Source organism: Sapientia aquatica, from assembly GCF_004358105.1.
In the GTDB taxonomy this organism is placed as follows: domain Bacteria; phylum Pseudomonadota; class Gammaproteobacteria; order Burkholderiales; family Burkholderiaceae_D; genus Solimicrobium; species Solimicrobium aquaticum.
Window position 1 is genome coordinate 287,108 of sequence record NZ_SMYL01000004.1, and the last position, 23,525, is coordinate 310,632.

Consider the following 23,525-nt stretch of genomic DNA (forward strand, 5'->3'; position numbering starts at 1 on the left):
GGCCAGATAAAGCGAGTGTGTCAAACCCGAATTGGGTTGAACCCGATGTAGAAATAGTTGTGCCAAAACCCAAGCAGCGCGCAGCGAATTTACTTAAAAACAGCGCAAACTCGGCGGACATGTTGAATCAAAAAGTTGCCAATAAACATCGTTTAGCAGCCTATAGCTTTATGACCCATTTGTAAATGCCCTAAATAGGGCATCGGTATAGGTAGGTTTATTGAAAGGAGGATTTGGTGCGGAAAACGATCAACTGGTTAAATTAATCTGATCGCCAGATGGTAACTGAGTCAGCGCAGGATCAATTTATCAGCACGTTCTGGTCGGGTGACAGCGCTGCGTTAGCTTGCTCAATGCGCGATTAAATGACGCAAACGAAAACGGCGTCGCCAAGAAAATTCCGGACGACGCCACTAGCAAATTAACAACTAGTGAATCCCGTTAATCGGCCCTGTCACCGTGGTTGCAGCGGTTCCACCTAGTCCGGTTCCTGGCGCTGTTTTGGAGTTGAACAGGAAATACATTTCGCGGCCATAGAAGAACGATAAACCGTAAGCGACGTAGGAGCCGTTGCTCAAGGTTGAGCTACCGCTTGTTTGACCTGCGATATTGCTGAACGCCATCGCGCTAACGGTGTTGATTTGATCGGCATTACCGACTTGGTAGTTGAATGTACCAGCAGTGACTTTTGAGCCAGCGTTAGCCACAATTAGCGGCACAGTCACCGGCGTTGCGGGACAATAAAATCCGGAGTTAGCATTACTGGTACACAAGGCTAGATTGGCTGCTGGGTCGTTGAAGAACATCACAAACGTACCGCTATCGATATAGGCGGGATTCCACGTACCACCAATTTGAGTCTGGAACGAGCCCGTGTTGTCGTTCACGATCGCCACCGTGCTGGCAGCAGGCGTGTTGTTGGCTTGCGTGCTAACACCGAAAGTTAATGTGCCCACGACAGGGCTACTTAATCCAGCGGATGAAACCGAAGGTAAAGCGATCACAACGCCGTTGTTGTCCGAGGAAAATTGGGGAACGATGTTGGGCACTCCTGCATAGGCGCTAATGGGAGTTGGTGAACAAGTATTAATTGCCGAATTTTGACAGTCATAAAAATCACCTTGATCAAGAAGATCAAAACCCACACCGATTAGGCCATTACCGCCAAAGGCTTGAATGGTGTCAGTCTCGGCACCGCCTTGACCGATGCATGAAGTAGGAGGTGTATATCCCGACGCACCAAAGACCTGCATATTGGCATTTTTTACCTGCTTGCCTGCGATATAAATATCCGCGGAAACTACCGGCCCATAGACATAGGAAGAAACATAAATCTCGCATTCAGTGAGTGAATGTCCTGCTGTACTTCCCGCCACTAAAGGCAGGCCGTTACTGCCCGGTTGCAAACTAGCAGGCAGCGCAGCGGCCGCCATCCGGATTCCGCTCGAGCCAGTATCCACGCTGACGTGATCGATAATTTGGCAATTGGTCGTGCTGCCAGGAGCGCAAATTTTTACGGTCACGTACGGGACGTTGGCATTATTGGCCGCCCCCGCCGTGCCACCAGCAGCGCAAGGAAACCCATCAATCACTAAAGGCGCAACGTTACCGGTGCCAATCGACGTGGCGCCACCACATGCCATTGCCACTTGTGGCACTAACGCACATGAAACGGCAACATTGCTTACATTGGCGCTCGCCACTGAACCAGTGCCATTGGCGACAGAACAGGTGTAGTAATTCGGTAGCACGTTGGTCGCGGTAACCGAATACTGACCGCCCGAACTTAAGGCCGTCGGGAAGGTGAATGATCCATTGGCAGAAACGGTAATCGTATCGCCGCTATTGTTTTGTAAGCTCACCGAGCCATTGAGTCCGGTCACCGTGCCGCCTACCGTAAAGCTTGTCGCTGGAGGTGTAGGGGTTGGCGTTGGTGTTGATGAGCTACTTCCGCCGCCCCCGCCGCCGCAACCTGCGATTAAGCCGCAAGCGATCAATATCCATGCATATTTATTCATTTTCGTGCCTCGAAATCGTCAGAATTTAATGTGTACTTCAAGCATTATTGAGCTTGATTTGCCGCTTTAGGAATGGGCGATTCCATCGGAACTCCGATTGGGCCAGTCAATGAAGCAGGTAGCTGCGAAGGCAGGTGGGCAGTGCCGGTAAAGATGCGGTTGTGCACTGCTGAATGCATTTCAAAATCGGCAGCAACTCGGTCGGCACGACGCGCGGTGGCGTGTTTATCGTTGCGCGCTTTTTGACTGACTGGCGCGTTGAATTTATCGAAATGGGTACCAAGAATTTGGCGCATATCTGGGCGCTTGCCCTTGCCGTTCCAAGTCACTTCAAATACTTGTCCGGCTGGGTTGACGAACTCATGTACGATGATGCCGTTTGGTAGAGTCAAGGCGTAATCGGTATAGCCGGCGTTGGCCGTTTTGACCAAGGTTGCGTTCAGGGCGGCCTGATCCGCAATGACGCTAGCCTCATCACCGCCCAAGGTTGCCCAAGCCGGCAGTGCTACCAATACGGCGGCAGCGAGCGCTACTTGGGTCGCTGTTCTGGCTGCGCGATGACGGGAATGTCCGATAAGTTGTACAAAGTTGTTCATGTTTTATTCCTAATTTGCATGTTACAAAACTGGACTGGTATTACAGCGTATTGACCTCGTTGATTTTACATTGGCGTGAATTACGCGGGCTTTAATTCACAAATTGCCACAGGTATTGCAATACGAAACGTCTTCAAACGGCCCTTACACAGAATTTAACTATTGGTCTTGGTTCCCCAAATTCGCACATTGAGGCCTAGATCTTCAACTAGGCCTGTGATCATCTTCAGATTAGTCATTATTTTTTTAATTTGCTGAGAATCAGCTAACGATTCATTCATCGCGGGCTCAAAAAAATTCTGCGGCAGATTAATCGCCATGAACAAGCGACCTTGAATAAAGCACGCTTGGAAATCGCCGACTTTGTCGTGCAGCAGTTTAAATTTATCCATCAAGGATGGCGTCATGATGTAGCGCCCTTCGACTTGGTCGGTCGATTGCACGGTGAATAATTTGTTAAATTCAGGGTCTTCTAAGGTCAAGGTTGAACCGAATAATTTGTCAAAAATATTCCAGCTATGCGGTTTGACTAAGGTGCGACCAGCGAAATTTTTGTTGAAGTCGGCGATGAAAAACAAGCCTTTAAAAATCGTCACATACGTGGTCGTGGTCGATGTCCTGCCATCGGAATCGGTGCTGGTGTGCTGACGTTCTTCTTCGGCATCCACGAGCGAAAATTTAATCGCCGTTTGCCCTATCGTGCCTTGCACCACATCTTTGCCCGAGAACCGATCTGGCTGAGTAAACATACCCGGTTGGTTGAATTCGTCCAAATCGATGCTGCCGTCAAAGTAGTAACTCAACGAAGGATCAATGTCCTCTAACAGAATCGGCATGATTTGTTGTTTAAAGCGTTTAACTACCTTGCTAATTAAATAGTTGTACACGATGGCGGCAAGGATGATCCCGACCACCAATGCCATGATCGTGCCGCCGGTGCTGTGATGACCGTGGATGACCAAGGCGGCAAAGCCCGCCAGCAGCAAAATCGGCGCGGCCCAAAAACGGGCTTTGGAAATCGATGCATGACGCTCTTCTTCTAACGTGACCAGCGTGCGTAACAACTCGTTGGACATCGCCATCGTTATCTCCAGATTTTGACGGCTTCGCGTTCTTCTGGCGCGGCTTCAAACCACGTGCGAGTTTTGTAGCCCATGATGTTGGCGGCGATATTGGATGGGAACATTTGCACTGCGTTGTTGTAATCCGTGACGGCGGCGTTGAAGGCGCGGCGCGAAGCGGATAATTGTTCTTCGACTTCATTCAACGACATTTGCAATGTGGTGAAAGAGTCCATCGCTTTCAGGTCCGGGTAGTTTTCCGCCAACGCAAATACCGAACGCAGTTGCGAGGTGATTTTGCCGTCCATAGCGACTTTGGCGTTATCGCCGCCGGACATCGCTTGCGAGCGCGCCTCGGTTAATTCTTTCAAGACCTTTTCTTCATAGCCCATGTATTTTTCGCATGAAGCCACTAAATTAGGAATCAGATCAAAACGTTTTTTGAGTTGCACATCAATTGAAGCGAAAGCGAATTCAACTTGATTCTTTTTCCCAGTTAATGAGTTGAAAAGCACAATAATAAACAGCACTACTAAACCTAGTACTAGCCAGCCGATCGGTCCCATGATTGTTCCTTTTGTTTCGTTACTTTGATTAACGCTAGCGGCACGGCTAGCTGATTGTTTTCAAACGAGCACAACTTTAATTTAACCTTTCGGCCCAAGAAACGGTAATCGCATTGGCTTATTACCGTGCGATTGGTGTAAAGCGACTCAGCTTGCTTTGTCACTTTATGGGCCACTGACAGTAATGCAAATATTGAAATTAAGCAACATTATGTCCGCGCTTGTCGCGCTTTTGTTACGACCAATAGCCAACTAAACGTAGGGAGTTGATTGTGGCAGCGCGCAGAACAACGGCGCTTAAGCAGTCTTGGCAACCAGTGGAATCGAGACATAGAACGTCGTGCCGACGGCCAGTGCGCTTTGAAAACGTATCCGTCCGCCCAATAAGCCAGTGACAATATTGTAGATAATGTGCAAGCCCAAGCCGGTGCCGCCCAGATTGCGTTTCGTGGTAAAGAACGGCGTATACACTTGCGCTTGATGTTCCTCAGAGATGCCGTTGCCATCGTCACTAACGATTAATTCCAACCAACCGGGTTCGGCTTCGTGCGCGGAAATATGAATCGTGCCGGTGCTGCGATCCTCAAACGCGTGGATCAAGGCATTGTTAATTAAGTTGGTCACTACTTGTCCCAACGGCCCCGGATAGCTGTCCATCATCAAGCCAGGCTGAATCCGTTGCACTACGTTGATCGAGGTGAGTTTGAGCGAAGGCTGGAGCGTGAGCAAAACATCGTTCAGATAATCTTCCAGCGCAAAAACCCGTCGTTGCGAACTGGTTTGATCGACCGCGACTTGTTTAAAGCTGGCGACCAAATCGGCGGCGCGTTTTATATTGTGTAGCAACACAGTGCTAGAACTTTCGACGTTCTCGATATAGTTTTCCAACTGCGAACGCTTCATGCCGGTTTTATAAGCAGCGACAAAATTCTGCGTCTTATCTGCCATGGTGCTCGCCGCTAACAAGCAATTGCCGATGGGCGTATTCAATTCATGCGCCACGCCCGCGACCAAGGAACCGAGTGCAGCCAGTTTGTCGCGCCGCAGCAGTTCCTCTTGGGTCACGCTCAAATTGTCTAATGCAGCGGCCAGTTCTCGATTCGCACTAAGTAGTTCGCTAGTGCGCTGCGCTACCAAGTCTTCTAAGTTCTCGCGGTGGCGGGTTAATTCGCGTTCGCGTCGCTCGCGCTCAATTGCGATGCCCGCAATGTGGGTCGCGAATCCGATTAATTCCATGTCTTCGGCAATCGGGCTGCGGACTTCGCGGTAATACATCGCAAACGCGCCCAAGACCTTGCTTTGATCTAAAAAAATCGGTGTGGACCAGCAAGCCCGATAACCGTATGGTTCGACCAATCCTTTATAGGGCGCCCATAAGGGATCGCTCATCATGTCGGTCACGATGACTTGTTTTTTGAGGTACATCGCGGTTCCGCACGAACCAACCATGGGCCCAATCGACAATCCGTCGAGCTTTTGGCTGTATTCGTCGGGCAAATTTGGCGCAGCTCCAGCGCGAATATGGATTCCATCTTCATCAAGCAATAAGGTGGAACAGGTTACGCCATTGGATTGCGATTCGATCAGCAGCATCAAGGCCGACAAGGTCGCTTTCAAATCGACACCTTTGGCAATCATCTCCAACAGCTTGCTTTGCCCAGAGTTAAGCTCATCCGATTTGCGCCGCCCGTATTGTTCTTTCTCCAATAAGGTACTTTGCTTTTCAACCAAAGTTTGCAGTTCACTGATCACCACAGCCGCGTCACTACCGGCCACATAATCGGCACTGGTATTCGTTAAATTACGCTGATCATGCAGGGCTGACATGACTTTCTCCTAGGGCGCAAGTAACGGGAATGTTACTTTGGCACAATAAGAATAAGCCATATTCTTGAAAACACAATGACATTGCAACGTTAAATGCGTGAAATAGGCACACTAAAATCTAACATCGCGCTTGGGGCGCGCATAAGCGTGGTTATGTTGGCAATGCAGATGGTAATACGTCGACGGCAAAAACGGCAAAATCGGAACACGAGGAGCGGGCCGATAAATAGCGCTCATGTTTAGCGCAAATTCCATCCTCTCCGCGCACGCTGGCATAGGCCGAACTCATGCTGGATAAACCGGGAATGGCGCGCTCTAAATATTCCGGTTGGTTACGAAAATGAGTGCAATGCGCGCAGCTATTATTGGTCGTTGAATTCGTTAGGCTGCTCATGCTGTTCTCACCGTTGATTGCTGTGCAAATTAACTGGCTATCCTTCCCTGATTTGACTATCAGGGAAGAGCCAGCAACTCATCAATGCACTAAATTAGTCCAGTGCGATGCAAACACATAGACCGACAAAATAAAGCCCAAAATCACATTAATCACCACACCAGCGCTAAAGGCCAAGAACGGCTTTTTACCCGCATGCGCCAACTCGCTAAAGCGGGTCGTCAAACCAATGCTAAAGAAGCAGAAAATGAATGACCAGGTACGCAGATTTTTAATCGGATCGGATAAATTCGGCGCAACCAATTTACCAAAATCGGCCAAGCTATAGTGCTGCGCTACCCAGGTAATAATCAGTGAAGCGATCACAAAACCAATCACAAATTTAGGAAAGCGCCACCAGATTTCGGCGGCATCGGCCTTGCGACCGGATTCGCTTTTCTCCCAACGCGTGGTTGCGATCACGGCTAGTACAAAAGCCCAAATCCCAATCCACACATCGCGCCCTACGACCTTCATCAAGGTAAATGCCCAGACCGCTTGATCGGCGTTTCCGGTAATGCCCGGCGCCTGTCCTGCATAGCCACCGTACGCTTGCGCTGCGGCGAAACCGGCGGCGTCAGCAAACTCTGATGTGCCTATCCACGCACCGGCTACGCCGGTTGGTAATTCCAAATAACGGGAAGTTAGCGGCAACACAAAAATCATCACAATCGCCCAAATAATGACCACCGTAATCGACACCGAAGCGTGTTCTTTTTTGGCGCCCACGGCACCCGCAATCGCAATCGATGCCGACACACCGCAGACCGCACCACCGGCGGCCAAGGTCGCGGCAAAGCGGCGATCTAAACCTAAACGTAAGGCCACATTAAAGATCACCAAAAACGTCACGATAGAAACGATAGACGCTTGGAAAATCGCCACTGGCCCGGCCCACAACAACAAGGTAAACGGCAAGGTAGCGCCCAGCAAAATAATGCCGACCTTAACGTAAAACTCAACCCGAAATCCACTCTTTAACCACGCGGGCAAAATCGCGCTATTCGAGATAACCAAGCCCAATAACAACGCCACCAAAGGCGGTTCCAGATTGTATTTATTGGCTTGCGTCCATTGACCAATTGCAAAAATCAGAATCGAAAAAGCGTACAAGAAAATAAACGAAGGAATGAATTCGCGCAGCTTGGCTCCCAAGGTTTTTAGCGCTACCGAAAACAGTACCAGCCACAACGCAAACTGCGCCACATAGCGATCCGCATTGCCCGCAAAGTGCTTACCTAAGTCTTCAAAGCTGGTCCATTTGGCGGGCGTGACGGCAATCCACTTTAGGCTGCTGCCGTTGAGGAATAACAAATAGCCCACCAGTACCAAACCAACACCGACCCAAATCGCCCACCAATCTTCTTTCAGCCACAGCTCGCGCCAACCCAATGCTTTGGCTGGCGCGGGCTGCGCTGCTGCATCTACCGCAATTGAACTCATGTTGCTTCCTTCTCTTTTGTTGTTGTCACTTCAAATTAAACAGCCGCTAAAGCTTGTTCTAAATCGGCAATCAAATCGTCGCTGTGTTCAATCCCAATCGACAAGCGCACGGTGTCTTCGGTCACGCCTGCTTTCGCCAATTCTTCGGGATTGAGTTGGCGGTGCGTGGTAGAAGCGGGATGGCAAGCCAAGGATTTGGCGTCGCCGATATTGACTAGGCGGGTGAACAATTGCAGCGCATCTTGGAATTTGGTTCCGCCCACGATGCCGCCTTGGACACCAAACGTTAAGATGCCGGATGGACGTCCGCCTAAATATTTTTGCGCCAAGGCGTGATCGGGATGATCGGGCAGTCCAGAATAATTCACCCACTTCACTTTGGCGTGGCCTTGCAAATACTTGGCAATCTTGATCGTGTTTTCAGTAATGCGATCCATGCGCAGGGCTAAGGTCTCGATGCCTTGCAAGATCAAGAAAGCATTAAATGGCGAAATGGCTGCGCCGGTATTACGGAGCGGGACAACACGGGCTCGACCAATAAAGGCAGCTTCGCCTAAGGCTTCGGTGTACACCACGCCGTGATAAGACACATCCGGTTCATTTAAGCGGCGGAATTTTTCTTTGTGCTTGGCCCACGGGAATTTGCCCGAATCGACAATCACACCGCCAATCGAATTACCGTGGCCGCCCAGATATTTGGTCAGCGAATGAATCACAATATCCGCGCCGTGTTCAAACGGACGCAACAAATAAGGCGTAGGCACGGTGTTATCGACAATCAACGGAATCCCGTTGTCATGCGCAATCGCGGCAATGGCAGCGATGTCGGTCACATTGCCTAAGGGTTTACCAATCGATTCGACATAAATTGCTTTGGTTTTATCGTCGATTAATTTTCGAAACGACTCCGGATCACGTTGATCTGCAAAGCGGGTAGTAATGCCAAATTGCGGAAAAGTGTGGGCAAATAAGTTATAGGTTCCGCCGTACAAGGTCGCAGCAGAAACGATATTGTCGCCCGCTTCCGCGATCGTTTGAATCGCATACGTGATCGCTGCTTGACCGGATGCCACCGCTAACGCGGCGATGCCGCCTTCTAATAAGGCCACCCGTTTTTCCAGCACATCTTGGGTCGGATTCATGATGCGCGTATAGATGTTGCCCGCGACTTTTAAATCAAACAAATCCGCGCCGTGTTGCGTGCTATCAAATGCGTAAGACGTGGTTTGATAAATCGGTACCGCCGCTGCCTTAGTGGTTGGGTCAGGTGAATAGCCGCCGTGAACAGCAATCGTTTCAAGCTTCATGTCTGTTTCCTTTGTGAGCACAAAATGGTCAGAGTGACCGAAATTAGTTTGCGCTATGGTAGAAACAAGCCATGAATCTGAGCAACGAATTAATTGCTATATCGATAGTTAGTTTTTCGCATAAGAAAATAGCGAGCACATGCAAAATGTGAATTGTGGCGATTGTCTTTGTGAAAGCTGCTGGAGCAATGATTGACCACCCAACGTCGCGCGTCGGCACGCTGGGTGGGTGGAGCAAAACAGGAGTTATTGCACGATTGAGGCAACCACCAGGGTTGCCCCTGCGACGCAAATGCAGTGCAGCTTACAACGCCACGTCGCGCGTTTCGCGCATCGATGTCACCGCGATAAAACTCAATAGCGCCGCAGCAGAAACATAATAGCCAACCCAGCTTAAACCGCCGCGTTCAACCAACATTTGCGCGATGAATGGCGCAATTGACGCGCCAATGATGCCGCCGATGTTGTACGAAATCGACGCGCCGGTGTAACGCACCGCGGTGGGAAAAATCTCAGGCAGCAAGGCACCCATCGGGCCGAAGGTAAAGCCCATCAAAAATAATTCGATAATCAAAAACAGCGCGACCAACAGCGTGCTGCCACTGCCCAGCAAAGGCTGCATCGCAAAGCCGGACAAGAAGGCGCACAATGCGCCCAACATCAACACCGGCTTGCGTCCCCATTTATCGCTCGCCCACGCCGAAATCGGGGTAGCCAATCCCATAAACACCACCGCCAAACACAACAAGCCCAAAAACTCGGGCTTGGTGAAATGCAGATTTTTAACACCATACGACAAGGAGAACACGGTCGAAATATAAAACAAGGCATAGCACACCACCATCGCTAATGAGCCTTGCAATACCGGTTTGAAATGCCGACTAAAAATCGTCGCAATCGGGAATTTGACTTGTTCCTTGTGTTTCACCGCGGCCATAAATACCGGCGATTCGTGCAATTTCAAACGCACATACAAACCAACAATAACCAGCACCGCACTCAACACAAAGGGAATACGCCAGCCCCAGCTTTTAAATTGCTCGTCGCTCAAACTCAGCGCCAAGCCAAAAAATAAACCGTTGGCTAGCAAGAATCCAATCGATGGGCCCAATTGCGGAAACATGCCGAACCACGCGCGTTTTCCGGCGGGCGCATTTTCGGTAGCTAATAGCGCCGCGCCGCCCCATTCGCCTCCTAAACCAATTCCCTGCCCGAAGCGTAAGACGCACAACAAGATCGGCGCTAACGTACCGATGCTGTCGTAACCCGGCAGAAATCCAATCAAAGTGGTCGAAATCCCCATCACCAATAAAGACGCGACCAAAGTCGATTTGCGTCCTATCCGATCGCCAAAGTGACCAAACAAGGCCGAGCCGATTGGTCGCGCTAAAAACGCAATTCCAAAGGTCAAAAACGCATTCAAGGTCTGTGCGGTAGAAGAATCGTGTGGGAAAAACGTCGGCCCAATCACCAGCGCGGCGGCGGTGGCAAACACATAGAAATCAAAAAACTCAATCGCGGTGCCAATAAAACTCGCCACCGCAACGCGGGTTGGCGAGTTGGTCGGTGCGAGCTGCGCTGGGTTGGAATGGGGAGTTGGGTGGCTTGATTGGTCGCTCATAGTGGTTTGTTGTTAGTGATGATTATTAATGCCGCGGCTGGTTGATTTTTTTGCACGCCAAATAGTGCCACGGATGGGATACGGCGGCAATAAACCGGCCCACGCGCCAAGAAAAATAATGGAATTGAAATTGAATTTGGCAATGTGTTGTGAGAGCAATTGATTGGCGCATTGATTGGCCGAAGGAACGGAAAACAGCGCAGCAAATTTAACGATTTTCGATTTTGAATTGTTAAATTTAATTGAATCGCAGCAATAGTTAAATATTTCAAGGATAATTCCGAAAATTGTGTCTTTGCGTCCATCGCTGCTAGGAAAATTGTGTTCGACACGGAACCGACGGCAAGTCGGATTCCTGTAAATTCTTTAACCAAGACAAGGCAAATCAGCGCCGCAATGTCGCCCTCCATTTAACAATGCGGACCAGCCAACAACGCGCCGCCGATCTGCCAAGGCGCAGCACAGTCGCAGCCCAATGTAGCCCAAATTAGTGAGTCAATGAGAGTGCTTAAACGTCGTCAATTTCTCAGAACTCGTGCAATGATTCTGTCTGGTTGTTTTATCTTGCACGCTTCTCAAGCAGCCGTCCTGCAGAAAGACTACGACCTCGTCATCGCTTCCACCAAAGGTAATTTGAACGCTGCACAACTGGCGCCGGCAATTGATCAACTACGTCAGTGGCATGAGGACGAGCCGCAGAATCTGCATATTGTGTTTGACTTAATCGCGCTGCATGACAAAGCTGGCGACTTTGCGGCTGCCGCAACCTTGGTGCAACAAATTGAATTAACCAAAGCGCCCGATTACGCAATCCGCTCGGCAGCACATGCATTGCTCAAAACCGGCCAATTCACTCAGGCCGAGCAAGCCTATCAATTGTTGCTCAGCAAAACACCGAATGAGCGCGAACTACAAGCCGGTTTGGTGTATGCGTGGCTGGGCCAACAGCGCAGCCAAGAAGCGCTCGATTATCTCGACCACATTTTGACCGCGGAACGCGATCCCAGCGCGCCGCCGCTGGCGAGTAATTTGCCGATCATTATTGCGCTGGCCGAAGTCCATGAGCAGCGCCATGAGTGGTTGCAAGCGGCGGGTGGTTTTCACCAAGCGTTGCAGATTAATCCCGATTTTCGCTATGCCAAACGCGGTTTAGTTTTTATGCTCGACCAAGCTGGGGCGATTTATTTAGCCAATTATTTCGCCCAACTTTATCGCGATGTATTTAGTCCAGAAGAACAGTACAAATTTGCCCATGCGGATTCGGCGCTCACAATTCGTTACGGCAAAGCGCAATTGGCTACCGATAATACCCGCGCTCGCTTTACTACTACCGACATTGCGCTCGATGAAAATACCGCGCTGTCACAGCAATACGGCGTCACCAACAAAGCCAAATTTGACCGCATCATTGCCTTGGATGACCGCGCTGCGATGCAGGAAGTGATTGCGCTGTATCAGCAACTGATCGCCGACAAAGTGGAGATTCCGAACTATGTGAAATCATCGGTAGCCGATGCGTATTTGTATTTACAGCAGCCAGAAGCGGCGCGCGATATGTATGTGGATTTGATTGACCATTGGGATTCATCCGATCCATCGGGCTTAATCGATCTGCAAGCTATGTTGATTTATGCCTACGGTGACGCAGGACAATACGCGCAAGCCGAAGCCTTAGCTCAGCAAATGGTGCAGCAGCAAGCGCAGCGAGTTCCTAAGGGGAAGAACGCGCCGCGAACCATGAGCGCGGCGTATTTACGCGCCTTGATTATTCATGCCAATCTGCAAAAAAATAACGATCACTTGGATGCTGCGCAAAGCCAAATCACCGCTTTGTATAGGGATGCGCCGTTTAACAATGATCTTCGTTCTTCTTGGGCGTCCTTGCTCTCGGCACGCGATCATCCACGCGCTAGCTTGGACGAATATACGCTACTGCAAATTGATCAGCCCAATTCCATCGAAGCGGCTTTGGGCCGGGCGGAATTGTTATTGTCCTTGGACGAATTCAATCAATCGAAAGCGCTGCTACCCGCGTTGATCGACAATTTTCCTGAAAACAAACAAGTACAAAATCTGGCCCAACGCATCGCCAATTACGACCAACCGCTGTATCGCTTAGAGACCACGCTAGGTCATGGCGCGGCTAAAAGCGGGGCGGATTCGATATCGAGTGCGGTGGTGTACACCGCGCCATTATTGTTAGACGGACAAAGCGATCAACCAAATAACACGTCCGATTGGTGCAGCAATCATCTACGCTTGTTTGCGCGGGTCGATCATAGTTCTGGCAACACCATCGATGGTACCTCGGCAAACCGCAGCCGCGCTGGTGTCGGCATCGATTATCGGGCCGAGAATTTGAGCGCCGAGGCGCAGTTCAATCACACCTTAAACAGTATCCACAATAATGGTGTCGCTCTCGCGCTGAATTGGGCAATCTCGGACAACTGGCGCACTCGCGTCTTGGTCGATACCAACATCATCGATTTAGCTCCGGTAGCGATGAACTTAGGTATCTCGGCTAAGCAAGAAAAATTCGGGCTTGATTGGAGTCAAAACGAAGCGCGCAAAGCTGGTGCGGAACTATCGAGCACACAGTATTCCGACACCAATGTCCGCAAAGCCGTTTATAGCTGGTGGATGGAGCGTTGGGTCAGCGAACCGATTTATAAAATCAATACCGTACTGGGTTTTGCTAGCTCGCGTAATAGCTTAGCGAATCGCGCTTACTACAATCCAAGCCAAGACCAAGAACTCGACCTCGACATCAAAGCGGAGTGGCTCACTTGGCAGCGCTATAAGCGTTCGTTCCGCCAGCGCGTCGATTTGACCTTGGGACATTATTGGGAAACTGGTTATAGCTCGGGCGCCACGTCGGGATTGCGCTACGAGCACGAATGGAATTTTGAAAACGAATTCGGATTTAGCTACGGAGTTGGGAGGAATTTCCATCCCTACGACGGCACGCGCGAATACCGCAATTATTTTTACTTGAATTTAACGGGAAGAATCTGATGAATTGGCCTGCTGTTTCCTCCTTCACAACGATTAGGCTGCGCGCTGCGTTGCTCGGTCTGTGCTTAACACTGGCGGCATTATTACCGAGCGCACCAGTGACCGCTCAAGACCAGGCAACGCCGGCAGAACGACTGCTCAGCGCCGTGCCGCCAGCTAACGATCCGGCGCAAAGTTTTCGGGTGCTGTGTTACCACGACATACGCGACAATTTACCCGAGACGTTTAAAGACCATGTCGAACCAACGGCGGTGGATACGATTGAATTAATCCGCCACTTTACTTGGCTCAAAGAAAACGGTTATCAGCCAGTAAGCTTGCAGCAAATTATTGACGCGCGCGCTGGTAAAACGCCATTACCGGACAAAGCGATTTTGCTGACCTTTGATGATGGTTATAAGAGCGTGTACACCAAAGTTTATCCGCTGCTGCAGTTATTTCACTTTCCAGCGGTAATTGCAATTGTGGGCGATTGGATCGAGACACCCGCCGATAAAAAAGTCATGTTTGGAGACAATTTGCTCGGGCGCGATCAGTTTGCCAATTGGGACGACATCCGCGTGATGGTGGCGTCAGGCTTAGTCGAGGTCGCTTCCCATTCGCACGATTTACACAAAGGGATACAGGCTAATCCGCAAGGTAATTCGCTGCCTGCGGCGATTACCCATCGCTACACGCCCAGCGATGCGAGCTATGAAACCGACGAGCAATATACCAAGCGCATCAACACCGATTTACAACGCAATTCCGATTTAATTGAGCGCAAACTGCATAAACGTCCGCGCGCCATGGTGTGGCCTTATGGACGCTATAACTTAGCAACCACCAACTGGGCGGCCAGTGCGGGTATGCCGATTACCATGAACTTAGAATCCGGCCCCAACCGACCGACCGATACGTTGGCGCAAGTGCGGCGCACCTTAATCAACTTCAATACCGGCATCCCAGATCTCATCAATATGCTGCATGAACCGATCGATTATTCGGGTCGCGCCGTGCCGCTTGAGCGCGTGATTCACGTCGATCTGGATTACATCTACGACGCCAATCCTGCACAGCAAGAAATCAATCTATCGCGCTTACTCGATCGCATCAAACGAATACACCCGACCACCGTGTATTTACAAGCCTTTGCCGATCCAGACGGAAAGGGCGTTGCGACGGCGTTGTATTTCCCGAATCGGCATTTACCGATGCGCTCGGATTTATTCTCACGAGCGGCGTGGCAGTTAAGTAATCGGGTTGGCGTTAAAGTGTATGCATGGATGCCAGTAATGGCGTTCGATTTACCTGCCACGAATCCTGCCGCGTCCAAGCTGGTGCAACTCATGCCCGACGCACCCGCCGCCGCTGCGGTCAATCGCTATCACCGCTTATCGATCTTCGATCCGCTGGTACAAAAAACCATTACAGAGATTTACGAAGACTTAGGCAAAGCCGCGATCTTTAACGGTGTGCTGTTCCATGATGACGCGACGCTGTCTGACTTTGAGGACGCTAATCCCGCCGCCTTAAAAACCTATCACGACGAATGGCAGTTGCCCGATTCAATCAGCGACATTCGCAATGCGCCGGAAATGCGTCAACGTTGGATGGAACATAAAATCGCCTATATCGACGCATTCACCATGCGCTTAGCCGCCACGCTACGCGCTTACCAACCAACGCTGCACACAGCGCGTAATTTGTACGCCCAGCCGGTATTAAATCCAGCATCGGAAGAATGGTACGCGCAAAGTTTGCCGCGCTTTTTAGCCAACTACGATTTCACCGCCGTTATGGCGATGCCCTATATGGAAGGCGCATCCGATCCAGAGGGTTGGCTGAAAACCTTGTTTGAAAAAATACATTCGATTCCCGGCGCGCTCGACAAAACCGTTTTTGAATTGCAAAGCCGCGATTGGAAAACCAATCAAGCTATTCCAGCCGACACCTTAGCCGCGCAAATGCGTAGTCTGCATTTACAAGGTGCGCGGAATTTTGGTTATTACCCGGATGATTTCCAAGCCAACGTGCCCAACGAAGACATTATAAAGCCCGAAATTTCTGTTGAAACTAACGTGCCGGTGCCCGTGAAATAGTCATGAATATCGACATTCTCTTATTCGATTTTACGTTTTACTACCCGTTATTCATGGCCTATCTATGGATGATTGGTGGCATTACGTATTATTTCCGTTATGAGCATAAAAGCCATAGCATCAAAGACCCGATGACGCTGCTCAACAGCACGCCCTTGGTGTCGGTGATCGTGCCGTGCTTTAACGAAGAAGAGAATGTGCACGAAGTCGTTGATGCCTTATCCAAACTGAATTACCCCAACTACGAAATCATTTGCGTCAACGATGGCAGCAAAGACAATACCGGTCCGATACTCGACGAGTTGACCAATACTTACCCCAAACTGCGGGTAATTCATCAAGCTAAAAATCAGGGTAAAGCGGTGGGATTAGACACCGCCGCCTTGGTGGCACGCGGTGAATTTTTATTGTGCATGGATGGGGATGCGATTCTGGATCCCGATGTGATTCCTTGGATGTTGCAGCATTTTGAAGCGGGCCATCGAGTTGGCGCAGTCACTGGCAATCCGCGCATCCGCACGCGCTCCACCTTGCTAGGGCGATTGCAGGTGGGTGAATTTTCTTCGATTGTTGGCTTGATTAAGCGCACGCAGCGCATTTACGGGCGCATCTTTACCGTCTCGGGCGTGGTGGCGATGTTTAGGCGGCGCGCCTTGCTGCATATCGGATTTTGGAGTCCCGACATGCTGACCGAGGATATCGACATCAGTTGGAAGCTACAAACCAATCATTGGGATATTCGCTTTGAACCACATGCGCTGTGCTGGATTTTGATGCCCGAAACCTTGGCCGGTTTATGGAAACAACGCCTACGCTGGGCCATGGGTGGGATTCAGGTCATTCGCAAATATCTACCAACGCTGTGCGCGTGGCGTATGCGACGCATGTGGATTATTTATGCCGAATATTTAACCTCGGTGTTTTGGGCCTATGCCATGGCGACGATTTTGGTAATTTGGTTGCTGGGCTTTGTTATCGACATGCCGTTGCGCTGGCAGATTACCTTAGTTCCCGGCTGGCACGGCGTGCTGATTGGAACAACGTGTTTGCTGCAAATTTTGATCAGCATGTTTTTGGATAGACATTACGACCACCGTATTTTTCGGCATTTTTTCTGGATGATTTGGTATCCGCTGGCTTATTGGCTGCTCAATATGTTCACCACCATCTATGCGTTACCGAAAGTATTTATTCGCAAGCGCGGTCGGCGCGCTGTGTGGGTCAGCCCCGATCGTGGTTTGCGCACGCCGTCGCGCCAAGCCGAGATTAAACCAGCGCCGTTCGTCAGTGCGGATAATCCCGACATTGTGATCCGCGAGCAAAAGAATCGTGAACGGTAAATGCAGATGAAACAATTAATCTTCGAAAAACCCCACTTAGCTCCGCTTCCCAGCCGAATCGGTTGGGCGTTTTTTACCGCGGCGTTTTGGATTATCTGGGTTTATCTGTGGATGCCGCTCATCACGCTGTTAATGTGGGCGCTGGGCTTTCGCTATTACGATACTCATTTTTTGCATAATTCGCCGACCGAATTAATGGATTTGCGTAATATTTTTGTGCTGTATCTATCGATTATCGTCACACTTGGCGCAAGCTTGTTGGCGTGGGCCAGAACCGAATATCTGCGCTTTCGTAACGTTAATCGCCGCACCCGACCAACGGCGGTGACGACCGACGAATTAGCCGAATTCGCCAAAATCAAACCCGACACCATGGCCACCTTGTCCCGAGTGCGCCACATGACGGCGCATCACGATGAACACGGCAAATTCTTGTACGCGACCTTCGATAAGGCGGAACATCTCTTGCCAGAGCTGCCCAAAGACAAGTAGTCACCAAGCCCGATGCTAAGAAATTGATTTCGTCATGCGCGCACCGGGCAAGATAACGCCGCTCGAAGTCGGTATCTGCAATCGCTCAGTCACCACATAACCATATGCGCTGTAGAGCGGCTCGCCCGCAATCGTTGCCATCAACTCTAGGCTGCTAAAGCCTTCCGCCTTGGCCGCCACTTCGCACAATCCTAAAATCAGCCGGCCAATTCCGCGGCGTGCAAAGTCAGGATGGGTGTACATAGCCCGCACCCGCGCCGCTTCGCTCAAGGGATTGAGCAAACGCGCATCGCGCCCGCGCGAATGATCGCCGCCATACAACGTCGCACGCCGACTCCAACCACCGCAACCAACGATGCGCCCATCGAGTTCGATCACAAAATAGGTCCCGTCTTCTACCAAGCTGGTATCGACGCCCATGATTTCGAACGACGCTTGTACGCCCGCTGAGTCGAGGAAATTTCCAACCAGCTTGGTGATCGCTTGCGCCATTAATTCGCGCAAAACGGGTAAGTCGGCAGGTACGGCTTTTCGGTGGCTAAAGTTCATAAGGCTAGTCAAATTAGTAAATCCAGTGGGGTGCACGAATTTTGATTATTCGTTATTCCAAAATACCCTATTTAGGGCATTGCCGATGACTGAAATACGCGCTACAGTCATACGGCGTTGCATGTTAGCAACTTTTAACCATCCAGTACCTACAGCGCACAGTTGCATTCCTCCATCGTATCTAGAGGCAAGCCATCCGACCAATCTCGATAAGATAACAACGATCTCTACTTAGAAAGTAACCATGGCAAACGAATACGTCAGCGCACTGAGCAACTACGCCAACTTTAGCGGCCGAGCGACTCGCAAAGAATACTGGATGTTCACTTTATATAATTTGTTGATTTCAATCGGCCTCATGGTGATTGGACGTTCCGCCTTTCATTCTGACGCGCTCTACAACTTGTATTCCTTAGCCATGCTCATTCCCTCAATTGCCGTCGGCGTGCGTCGCATGCACGATATCGGACGCAGCGGTTGGTGGCTGCTCGTGCCGATTGTGAATTTGGTGTTCGCCTGCACCGCAACGGTTGATCTGGAAAGCAATGAGCGCCCCAAACTATCGGGCCTTGCTCTGGCAGCGGGCATAGTGCTAATACTTATTCCCATCATCGGGATTCTGGCCGCGATTGCAATTCCGGCCTACCAAACCTACACTGTCAAAGCGAAAATGGTCGAAGTAATGGCGGTGGGCAAACAAGCAGAAACAAGCGTCGCAAACTATATCGATAAAAATGGCCTAGCGCCGACAAATTTAAATCAAACTGACTTTACCGGAACATCGAAATTTATTAGCGATATTGCGGTAGAACCGGTCAACGGCGACATCACGCTGACCTTGAATTTTGTGCCCTTAAAGGATAAAAAAATCATACTACGTCCTTTCCGAGGAACCGGCACGACGATGTGGTCATGCAGCGGGTTGGGGATACAGCAGCAGTATTTGCCGTCGAATTGTTTGTAAGCGACTTATTGGATCGTTGTTGCCGACTATGCCTGCATTCGGCATCCGTTAGCCAACCAATAAGTCAGCTAGCAACTATCCACAAATAAAAAAACGGACATCGCAAAAATGTCCGTTTTCTTTTTTCTACTCAGGGAATGCTCACAGCAAATTCCCCCCATCTCATATCAATAGAATTTATAGTTAGCACTTAAATTCAAGATACGACCTTGAGCATCTTGCAGGTTGGTACCGTAAGTTGCGCCAAGACCAAAGCCCTTAATATCAATCGGCGCTTTTTGTTGGAACACGTTAATTACGTTCAATCCTAAGGTCAGGTTTTTAATCCCGTTATAAGAAATCGCATAATCAGTAGTTCTGTGCGAAGCGACATGACATTGAGCCGGAGTCAGATTATTGGCGGCGCAACCAGCAGCGTTCCAATTGGTATCTTGTTGTCCAGCTTGCTCACTAAATCCGCCGGTGTAGTTATAGCGCAAAGAGTTAGAGAAGCTCTTGAAGTCCCACACCAAAGTGAAGTTTGCAGCGAAGTGTGGAATATAGTAACTGCCGACCAAATTGTCACTCAAGGTGCTCACTGAGGTGTCATAAAACTTCAGCGTGTAGGTACCATCCAAGGTTTCACGTAAGCTACCGAACTGACCCAGACTTTGCTTTCCAAGGAAAGCGATGTCGATTCCGCTGGTTTTTTGTTCAGAGATATTCTGCATGGCGCGAATAATATCTTGAACTGCTCCAGCAGTAACGCCGTAAGTCGTAAAATCGTTTTGACCTCCGAGAGCTGCATCGTTGCTCAGGAAGGATTGATCGGCAGCGGTGTTGAACGGCCGACGATTAACGATAGAACCCGCTGGCGTTGCGCCGACCGAGGCTTGGTTGAGCAATTGCTGCGCACCTTGCAAACCAATTACGTTGGAGCGATCAATGCTGAAGAAATCGAGCGTCGTCGCGTAACCTTTAACTGGTTCAAAAACGATACCCAAGGAATAGCTCTTCGATGTTTCTGGTTTGAGCCCAGGGTTGTTTTTGACTTCATCAGGAATAGACGCTGAACATTCATTACCCTGAACTGCCAAAGCACGCGCCGAAATCAATGCAGCTTGTTGTGCAGTCAGTGCGGGGTTAGCCGCTGCTTTGTTCAAGTCATTCTGTAACTGGGTCGCTGCCGCACAACGCAGTGGATCTTGCACACCCGGATCAAACGCAAATTTCAACGAGTTAGCGCTTTCAATCAGATTCGGTGCGCGGAAACCGTGTTCGATGGTCGCGCGAAATTTCAATGAATCGGTTGGCGAGTACAGAGCCGCTAATTTAGGTGAAAAATGCGCCGATAAATTAGGGAATTTATCTAAACGCAGCGCTGGTGTGACCTCAAGGTTTTTCAACACAGGAATACTAAACTCGGAATAGACCGACTCAATATTGCGGGATGAATTTGCTTCGCTGATTCCGTAACCGACGATGTCACCGGTTTTTAAATTGTTACTATCGTCTAGGACCATGCTTTCATGGCGTAACTCAGCACCAAACGCTACGTTGATTGGGCCAGCGGGTAAGTTATAAATCGGACCCGAAATTTTTGCATCGGCGAATTCAGCCTGTGTCTTACCCGTGCTGAAATACACGGGGAACAGAGTATTCAAAACTGACGCGCTGTTAGTTCCACCTGCGCGATAGCCACCGGGTTGGTTGAAGAAGTTTGGATCGGTAGCGTTATACGACAAGCCAACATTAGGATTGGTATTGCCGTAAAAATTATTGTAGTCACCGATTTCTTTAATAAAGCCAGAACTACTAAAGGTTCCCTGCGATGTCGAGGTGACCTTAGAACCCATCACACCAGCGGCCGCTTCCCAGTCGAATGCCTTGAACGAGCCACGTAATCCACCTAAAACACGGTATTGAGTGCCTTCAACATTGTTATACGAAGGTGCATCTAAAAAGCGCAGACGAATCTCAGCACCATCATCACCCGTGGTATTAATCGGGTCGTTGGCCGCCAGTCCGAGATAATTAAAGGTCAGTGGTTGACCAGTCGATGGATTACCCCATGTTGTTGGACTCTGAGCGCCATACAACGGAACGGGAGAAATATAATTTGTTTTCCCTTTGGAGTAGCTCACCTCAGCAAAAGCCTGTGTGCCATCGCCTAAATTGAACGTACCTGTGCTGTAAAAGTTACTGCGAGTGGCTTCAGGAATGGCCTGATATTGTTGCGACCGATTGTATTTACATAAGCCACCACGAATCAGCCCTGGATCGCAACCCGGCAAGGGTGTTGAATTGGCACCATCAATCAAGTTACCGTGCGAGTAGGTCGATAACGCCCCAAAGTTAGGCGAAGTCGCGATCAAAGCGGGATTGGTGTATTGCTGCACCTCACTCCACATAACGCTCTGGCGTTTAAATAGATCGGCATTGACTAAAACATTAAATCCGTCATTCGCATAGTCACCAAAGCCCGCGGTAATCGATGCCTTGCTAGTGCCAAACTTGTGACTTTGGATCGATTTTTGGGTATCAGCGCTGACCTCAACGCCTTGATAGTTTTGGCGGGTAATGATGTTAATTACCCCGGCCACAGCATCCGAACCGTAAATCGCCGATGCACCGCTTTTTAACACTTCGACACGCTCAACAGCATCGATAGGAATCGAATCGACATTGCTAAATACTTCGGTGAAGTTGGCAAAGCCAAAGGTCGCGATGCGACGCCCGTTGACCAGCACCAACGTTGACTGCGCGCCCAAGTTGCGCAATGACGCTTCTGTGCCGCCCGGCGCAAACGAGTTGCTGCCGCCGATATCGGTTAAATTCCCTTGCGATGACGATGCCGAAATATTGGCAATCAAATCGGAAACATTGGTTACACCTTGGCGAACGATGTCTTCACGTTTGAGAATTTGCAGCGGTGAAGCAGTCTCGGAATCGATGGTTTTAATATTTGATCCGGTGATAAACACCTTCTCCACTTGCTTATCGGATTCCTGAGCTTGCTGCGCGTAGGCCCCAACAGCAAAGCCGCCTACCAACATTGCTACAGCCAATTGTATCGGCTTCATTTTATTATCCCTGCGGTATTGATTCATTCCGACTCCCCGGTTAATAACGTTAGTTAAATAATTGTTTTAGGTAAGCAACCATTGGTCATCGCGCGATTTGCGATGCCATAAAAATGCTGCAGTAGTTGACTGAGTTCAGCTGCCTATTTTTTCGGCACATGTTTTTTGGCCGAAAGCAACACCTTCGATTGCCCTTCGACTGTAACGAAAATGTGACTTGCTGAACAGCAAGTTGTTGTGGGGAAGTAACACTAAAGGGGGAATTTCGGGACAAAAATTAGAATGTTTTACGATAAGGAAAGAAGAAAGTTAAATAATGCCAATTAGCCGTCAATCCGCGCAACAAAATACAGCGATTGAACGCCCAGTTGCAAGAACCGATCGCGCTATCAACGCGGTTAAACGTGGATAGGACTGCGCTGTTTAGGAAGTCGACGCGATCCCGTAGTTGATCGCCGCAGCAAGAACCTCCATATCGATATCCGCGCGCTTTTTGAATTTAATACAGTAACTCGTCACGCTAGCTTTACCGATGGTTTTACCAAAAGTCTGTGTCAAATAATCCTTGTCTTTGAGTCCCATAATGTAGACCGAAATGCCCGCGGTATTGGCGCTCAAACCGATCTGATAAAACGGCTTGGTCGTACCATCCGCATAGTGCAAAGTTTGCTGTCCGTAACCAATGTTGGGATTGGAAACGATCTTGCCGTCCTCGTTTTTACCATCGAGAAACCACAATTTTGCCGCGGGCATGAGCGCTAAAATCGTCTGATGTAAGCTCACCATATCGTCCGCTTTTGCCGCTGGTTGGCTACCGATATAGGCTTTGATTTGCTCTTCAATTTTCATGTTGGCTGCTCGAAGGTTTTTTTGAATTGAGTATTCTCGAATTGAATACGGACGTCATTGGGCGCAGTTGCCTTACAACGCTTGATTGCAAAAGGTATTCACAAGCGGCTCAAATTTAACCATATCTGATCAAGCAATGGACAACATTTCGCAGACGAAACAATCGCTGTGTCCTTGTCACTAAAAATTGCTAATTTGAAATTTTTAATTTATTGTCGTTCCATTCTGCGCGGTCGCAGTCATTTGTTTAGGTTTAAACGACGCAAGGCTGCACCGCCGCTAACGTCCCGCATCTGCGTCA

Annotated in this window: 17 protein-coding genes; 5 read left to right on the plus strand and 12 right to left on the minus strand. The window is 49.6% G+C overall.

Translation table 11 applies throughout. The features are described from left to right. Positions 1 to 428: 428 nt before the first annotated feature. From E2I14_RS10750 to E2I14_RS10790, 9 genes are all read right to left on the minus strand, one after another. Positions 429 to 2,018 (minus strand): DUF3443 family protein, encoded by a 1,590-nt coding sequence (locus tag E2I14_RS10750; protein WP_133328278.1) that lies wholly within the window; start codon positions 2,016 to 2,018, stop codon positions 429 to 431. 44 nt (positions 2,019 to 2,062) lie between these two features. Continuing rightward, entirely contained in the window at positions 2,063 to 2,614 is a 552-nt protein-coding gene (locus E2I14_RS10755; protein WP_133328280.1) for a DUF2844 domain-containing protein, read from the minus strand. A gap of 155 nt (positions 2,615 to 2,769) precedes the next feature. Further along, positions 2,770 to 3,696 carry a DUF3137 domain-containing protein gene (locus E2I14_RS10760; protein WP_133328282.1) on the minus strand — a complete coding sequence of 309 codons (927 nt, stop codon included), beginning with the start codon at positions 3,694 to 3,696 and terminating at the stop codon, positions 2,770 to 2,772. Positions 3,697 to 3,698: 2 nt separating this feature from the next. Next, a complete protein-coding gene (locus E2I14_RS10765) occupies positions 3,699 to 4,241 on the minus strand; it encodes a LemA family protein (RefSeq protein ID WP_133328284.1) in 543 nt (180 codons plus the stop codon). Positions 4,242 to 4,538: 297 nt separating this feature from the next. Continuing rightward, the gene (locus E2I14_RS10770; protein WP_133328286.1) at positions 4,539 to 6,068 is read right to left on the minus strand and encodes a GAF domain-containing sensor histidine kinase; all 1,530 of its coding nucleotides are present in this window, start codon (positions 6,066 to 6,068) and stop codon (positions 4,539 to 4,541) included. Between the two features lie 151 nt (positions 6,069 to 6,219). Further along, positions 6,220 to 6,462: a hypothetical protein gene (locus E2I14_RS10775; protein WP_133328288.1), complete on the minus strand. Its 243-nt coding sequence runs from the start codon at positions 6,460 to 6,462 to the stop codon at positions 6,220 to 6,222. A gap of 81 nt (positions 6,463 to 6,543) precedes the next feature. Then, positions 6,544 to 7,944: a YeiH family protein gene (locus tag E2I14_RS10780; protein WP_133328290.1), complete on the minus strand. Its 1,401-nt coding sequence runs from the start codon at positions 7,942 to 7,944 to the stop codon at positions 6,544 to 6,546. A gap of 35 nt (positions 7,945 to 7,979) precedes the next feature. Continuing rightward, a complete protein-coding gene (locus E2I14_RS10785; protein ID WP_133328292.1) occupies positions 7,980 to 9,251 on the minus strand; it encodes an O-acetylhomoserine aminocarboxypropyltransferase/cysteine synthase family protein in 1,272 nt (423 codons plus the stop codon). 304 nt (positions 9,252 to 9,555) lie between these two features. Further along, the gene (locus tag E2I14_RS10790; RefSeq protein ID WP_133328294.1) at positions 9,556 to 10,872 is read right to left on the minus strand and encodes an MFS transporter; all 1,317 of its coding nucleotides are present in this window, start codon (positions 10,870 to 10,872) and stop codon (positions 9,556 to 9,558) included. A 540-nt stretch (positions 10,873 to 11,412) separates the two neighbouring features. Here E2I14_RS10790 and pgaA point away from each other — a divergent pair. Genes pgaA through pgaD form a run of 4 tightly spaced genes read left to right on the plus strand, consistent with a single transcriptional unit; the run spans position 11,413 to position 17,800 of the window. Continuing rightward, a complete protein-coding gene (pgaA, locus tag E2I14_RS10795) occupies positions 11,413 to 13,887 on the plus strand; it encodes a poly-beta-1,6 N-acetyl-D-glucosamine export porin PgaA (RefSeq protein ID WP_206105624.1) in 2,475 nt (824 codons plus the stop codon). Beyond that, positions 13,887 to 15,968: a poly-beta-1,6-N-acetyl-D-glucosamine N-deacetylase PgaB gene (gene pgaB, locus E2I14_RS10800; RefSeq protein WP_133328298.1), complete on the plus strand. Its 2,082-nt coding sequence runs from the start codon at positions 13,887 to 13,889 to the stop codon at positions 15,966 to 15,968. The genes pgaA and pgaB overlap by 1 nt, the downstream gene beginning before the upstream one ends. Positions 15,969 to 15,970: 2 nt before the next feature. Next, entirely contained in the window at positions 15,971 to 17,308 is a 1,338-nt protein-coding gene (gene pgaC / locus E2I14_RS10805) for a poly-beta-1,6-N-acetyl-D-glucosamine synthase (RefSeq protein ID WP_133328300.1), read from the plus strand. A 6-nt stretch (positions 17,309 to 17,314) separates the two neighbouring features. Beyond that, complete coding sequence (gene pgaD / locus E2I14_RS10810; RefSeq protein ID WP_165967812.1) at positions 17,315 to 17,800, plus strand: poly-beta-1,6-N-acetyl-D-glucosamine biosynthesis protein PgaD; 486 nt, start codon at positions 17,315 to 17,317, stop codon at positions 17,798 to 17,800. A gap of 15 nt (positions 17,801 to 17,815) precedes the next feature. Here pgaD and E2I14_RS10815 read toward each other — a convergent pair whose 3' ends face one another. Then, positions 17,816 to 18,349: a GNAT family N-acetyltransferase gene (locus tag E2I14_RS10815; protein WP_133328304.1), complete on the minus strand. Its 534-nt coding sequence runs from the start codon at positions 18,347 to 18,349 to the stop codon at positions 17,816 to 17,818. Positions 18,350 to 18,593: 244 nt separating this feature from the next. On the opposite strand from E2I14_RS10815, the gene E2I14_RS19905 reads away from it, so the two are divergent. Beyond that, positions 18,594 to 19,313, plus strand: a complete 720-nt coding sequence (locus tag E2I14_RS19905) for a DUF805 domain-containing protein (RefSeq protein ID WP_133328306.1) — start codon at positions 18,594 to 18,596, stop codon at positions 19,311 to 19,313. 167 nt (positions 19,314 to 19,480) lie between these two features. Here E2I14_RS19905 and E2I14_RS10825 read toward each other — a convergent pair whose 3' ends face one another. Continuing rightward, positions 19,481 to 22,375 carry a TonB-dependent receptor domain-containing protein gene (locus E2I14_RS10825; protein WP_165967813.1) on the minus strand — a complete coding sequence of 965 codons (2,895 nt, stop codon included), beginning with the start codon at positions 22,373 to 22,375 and terminating at the stop codon, positions 19,481 to 19,483. 423 nt (positions 22,376 to 22,798) lie between these two features. After that, positions 22,799 to 23,224 (minus strand): DUF1801 domain-containing protein, encoded by a 426-nt coding sequence (locus E2I14_RS10830; protein ID WP_133328310.1) that lies wholly within the window; start codon positions 23,222 to 23,224, stop codon positions 22,799 to 22,801. Between the last annotated feature and the right edge of the window lie 301 nt (positions 23,225 to 23,525).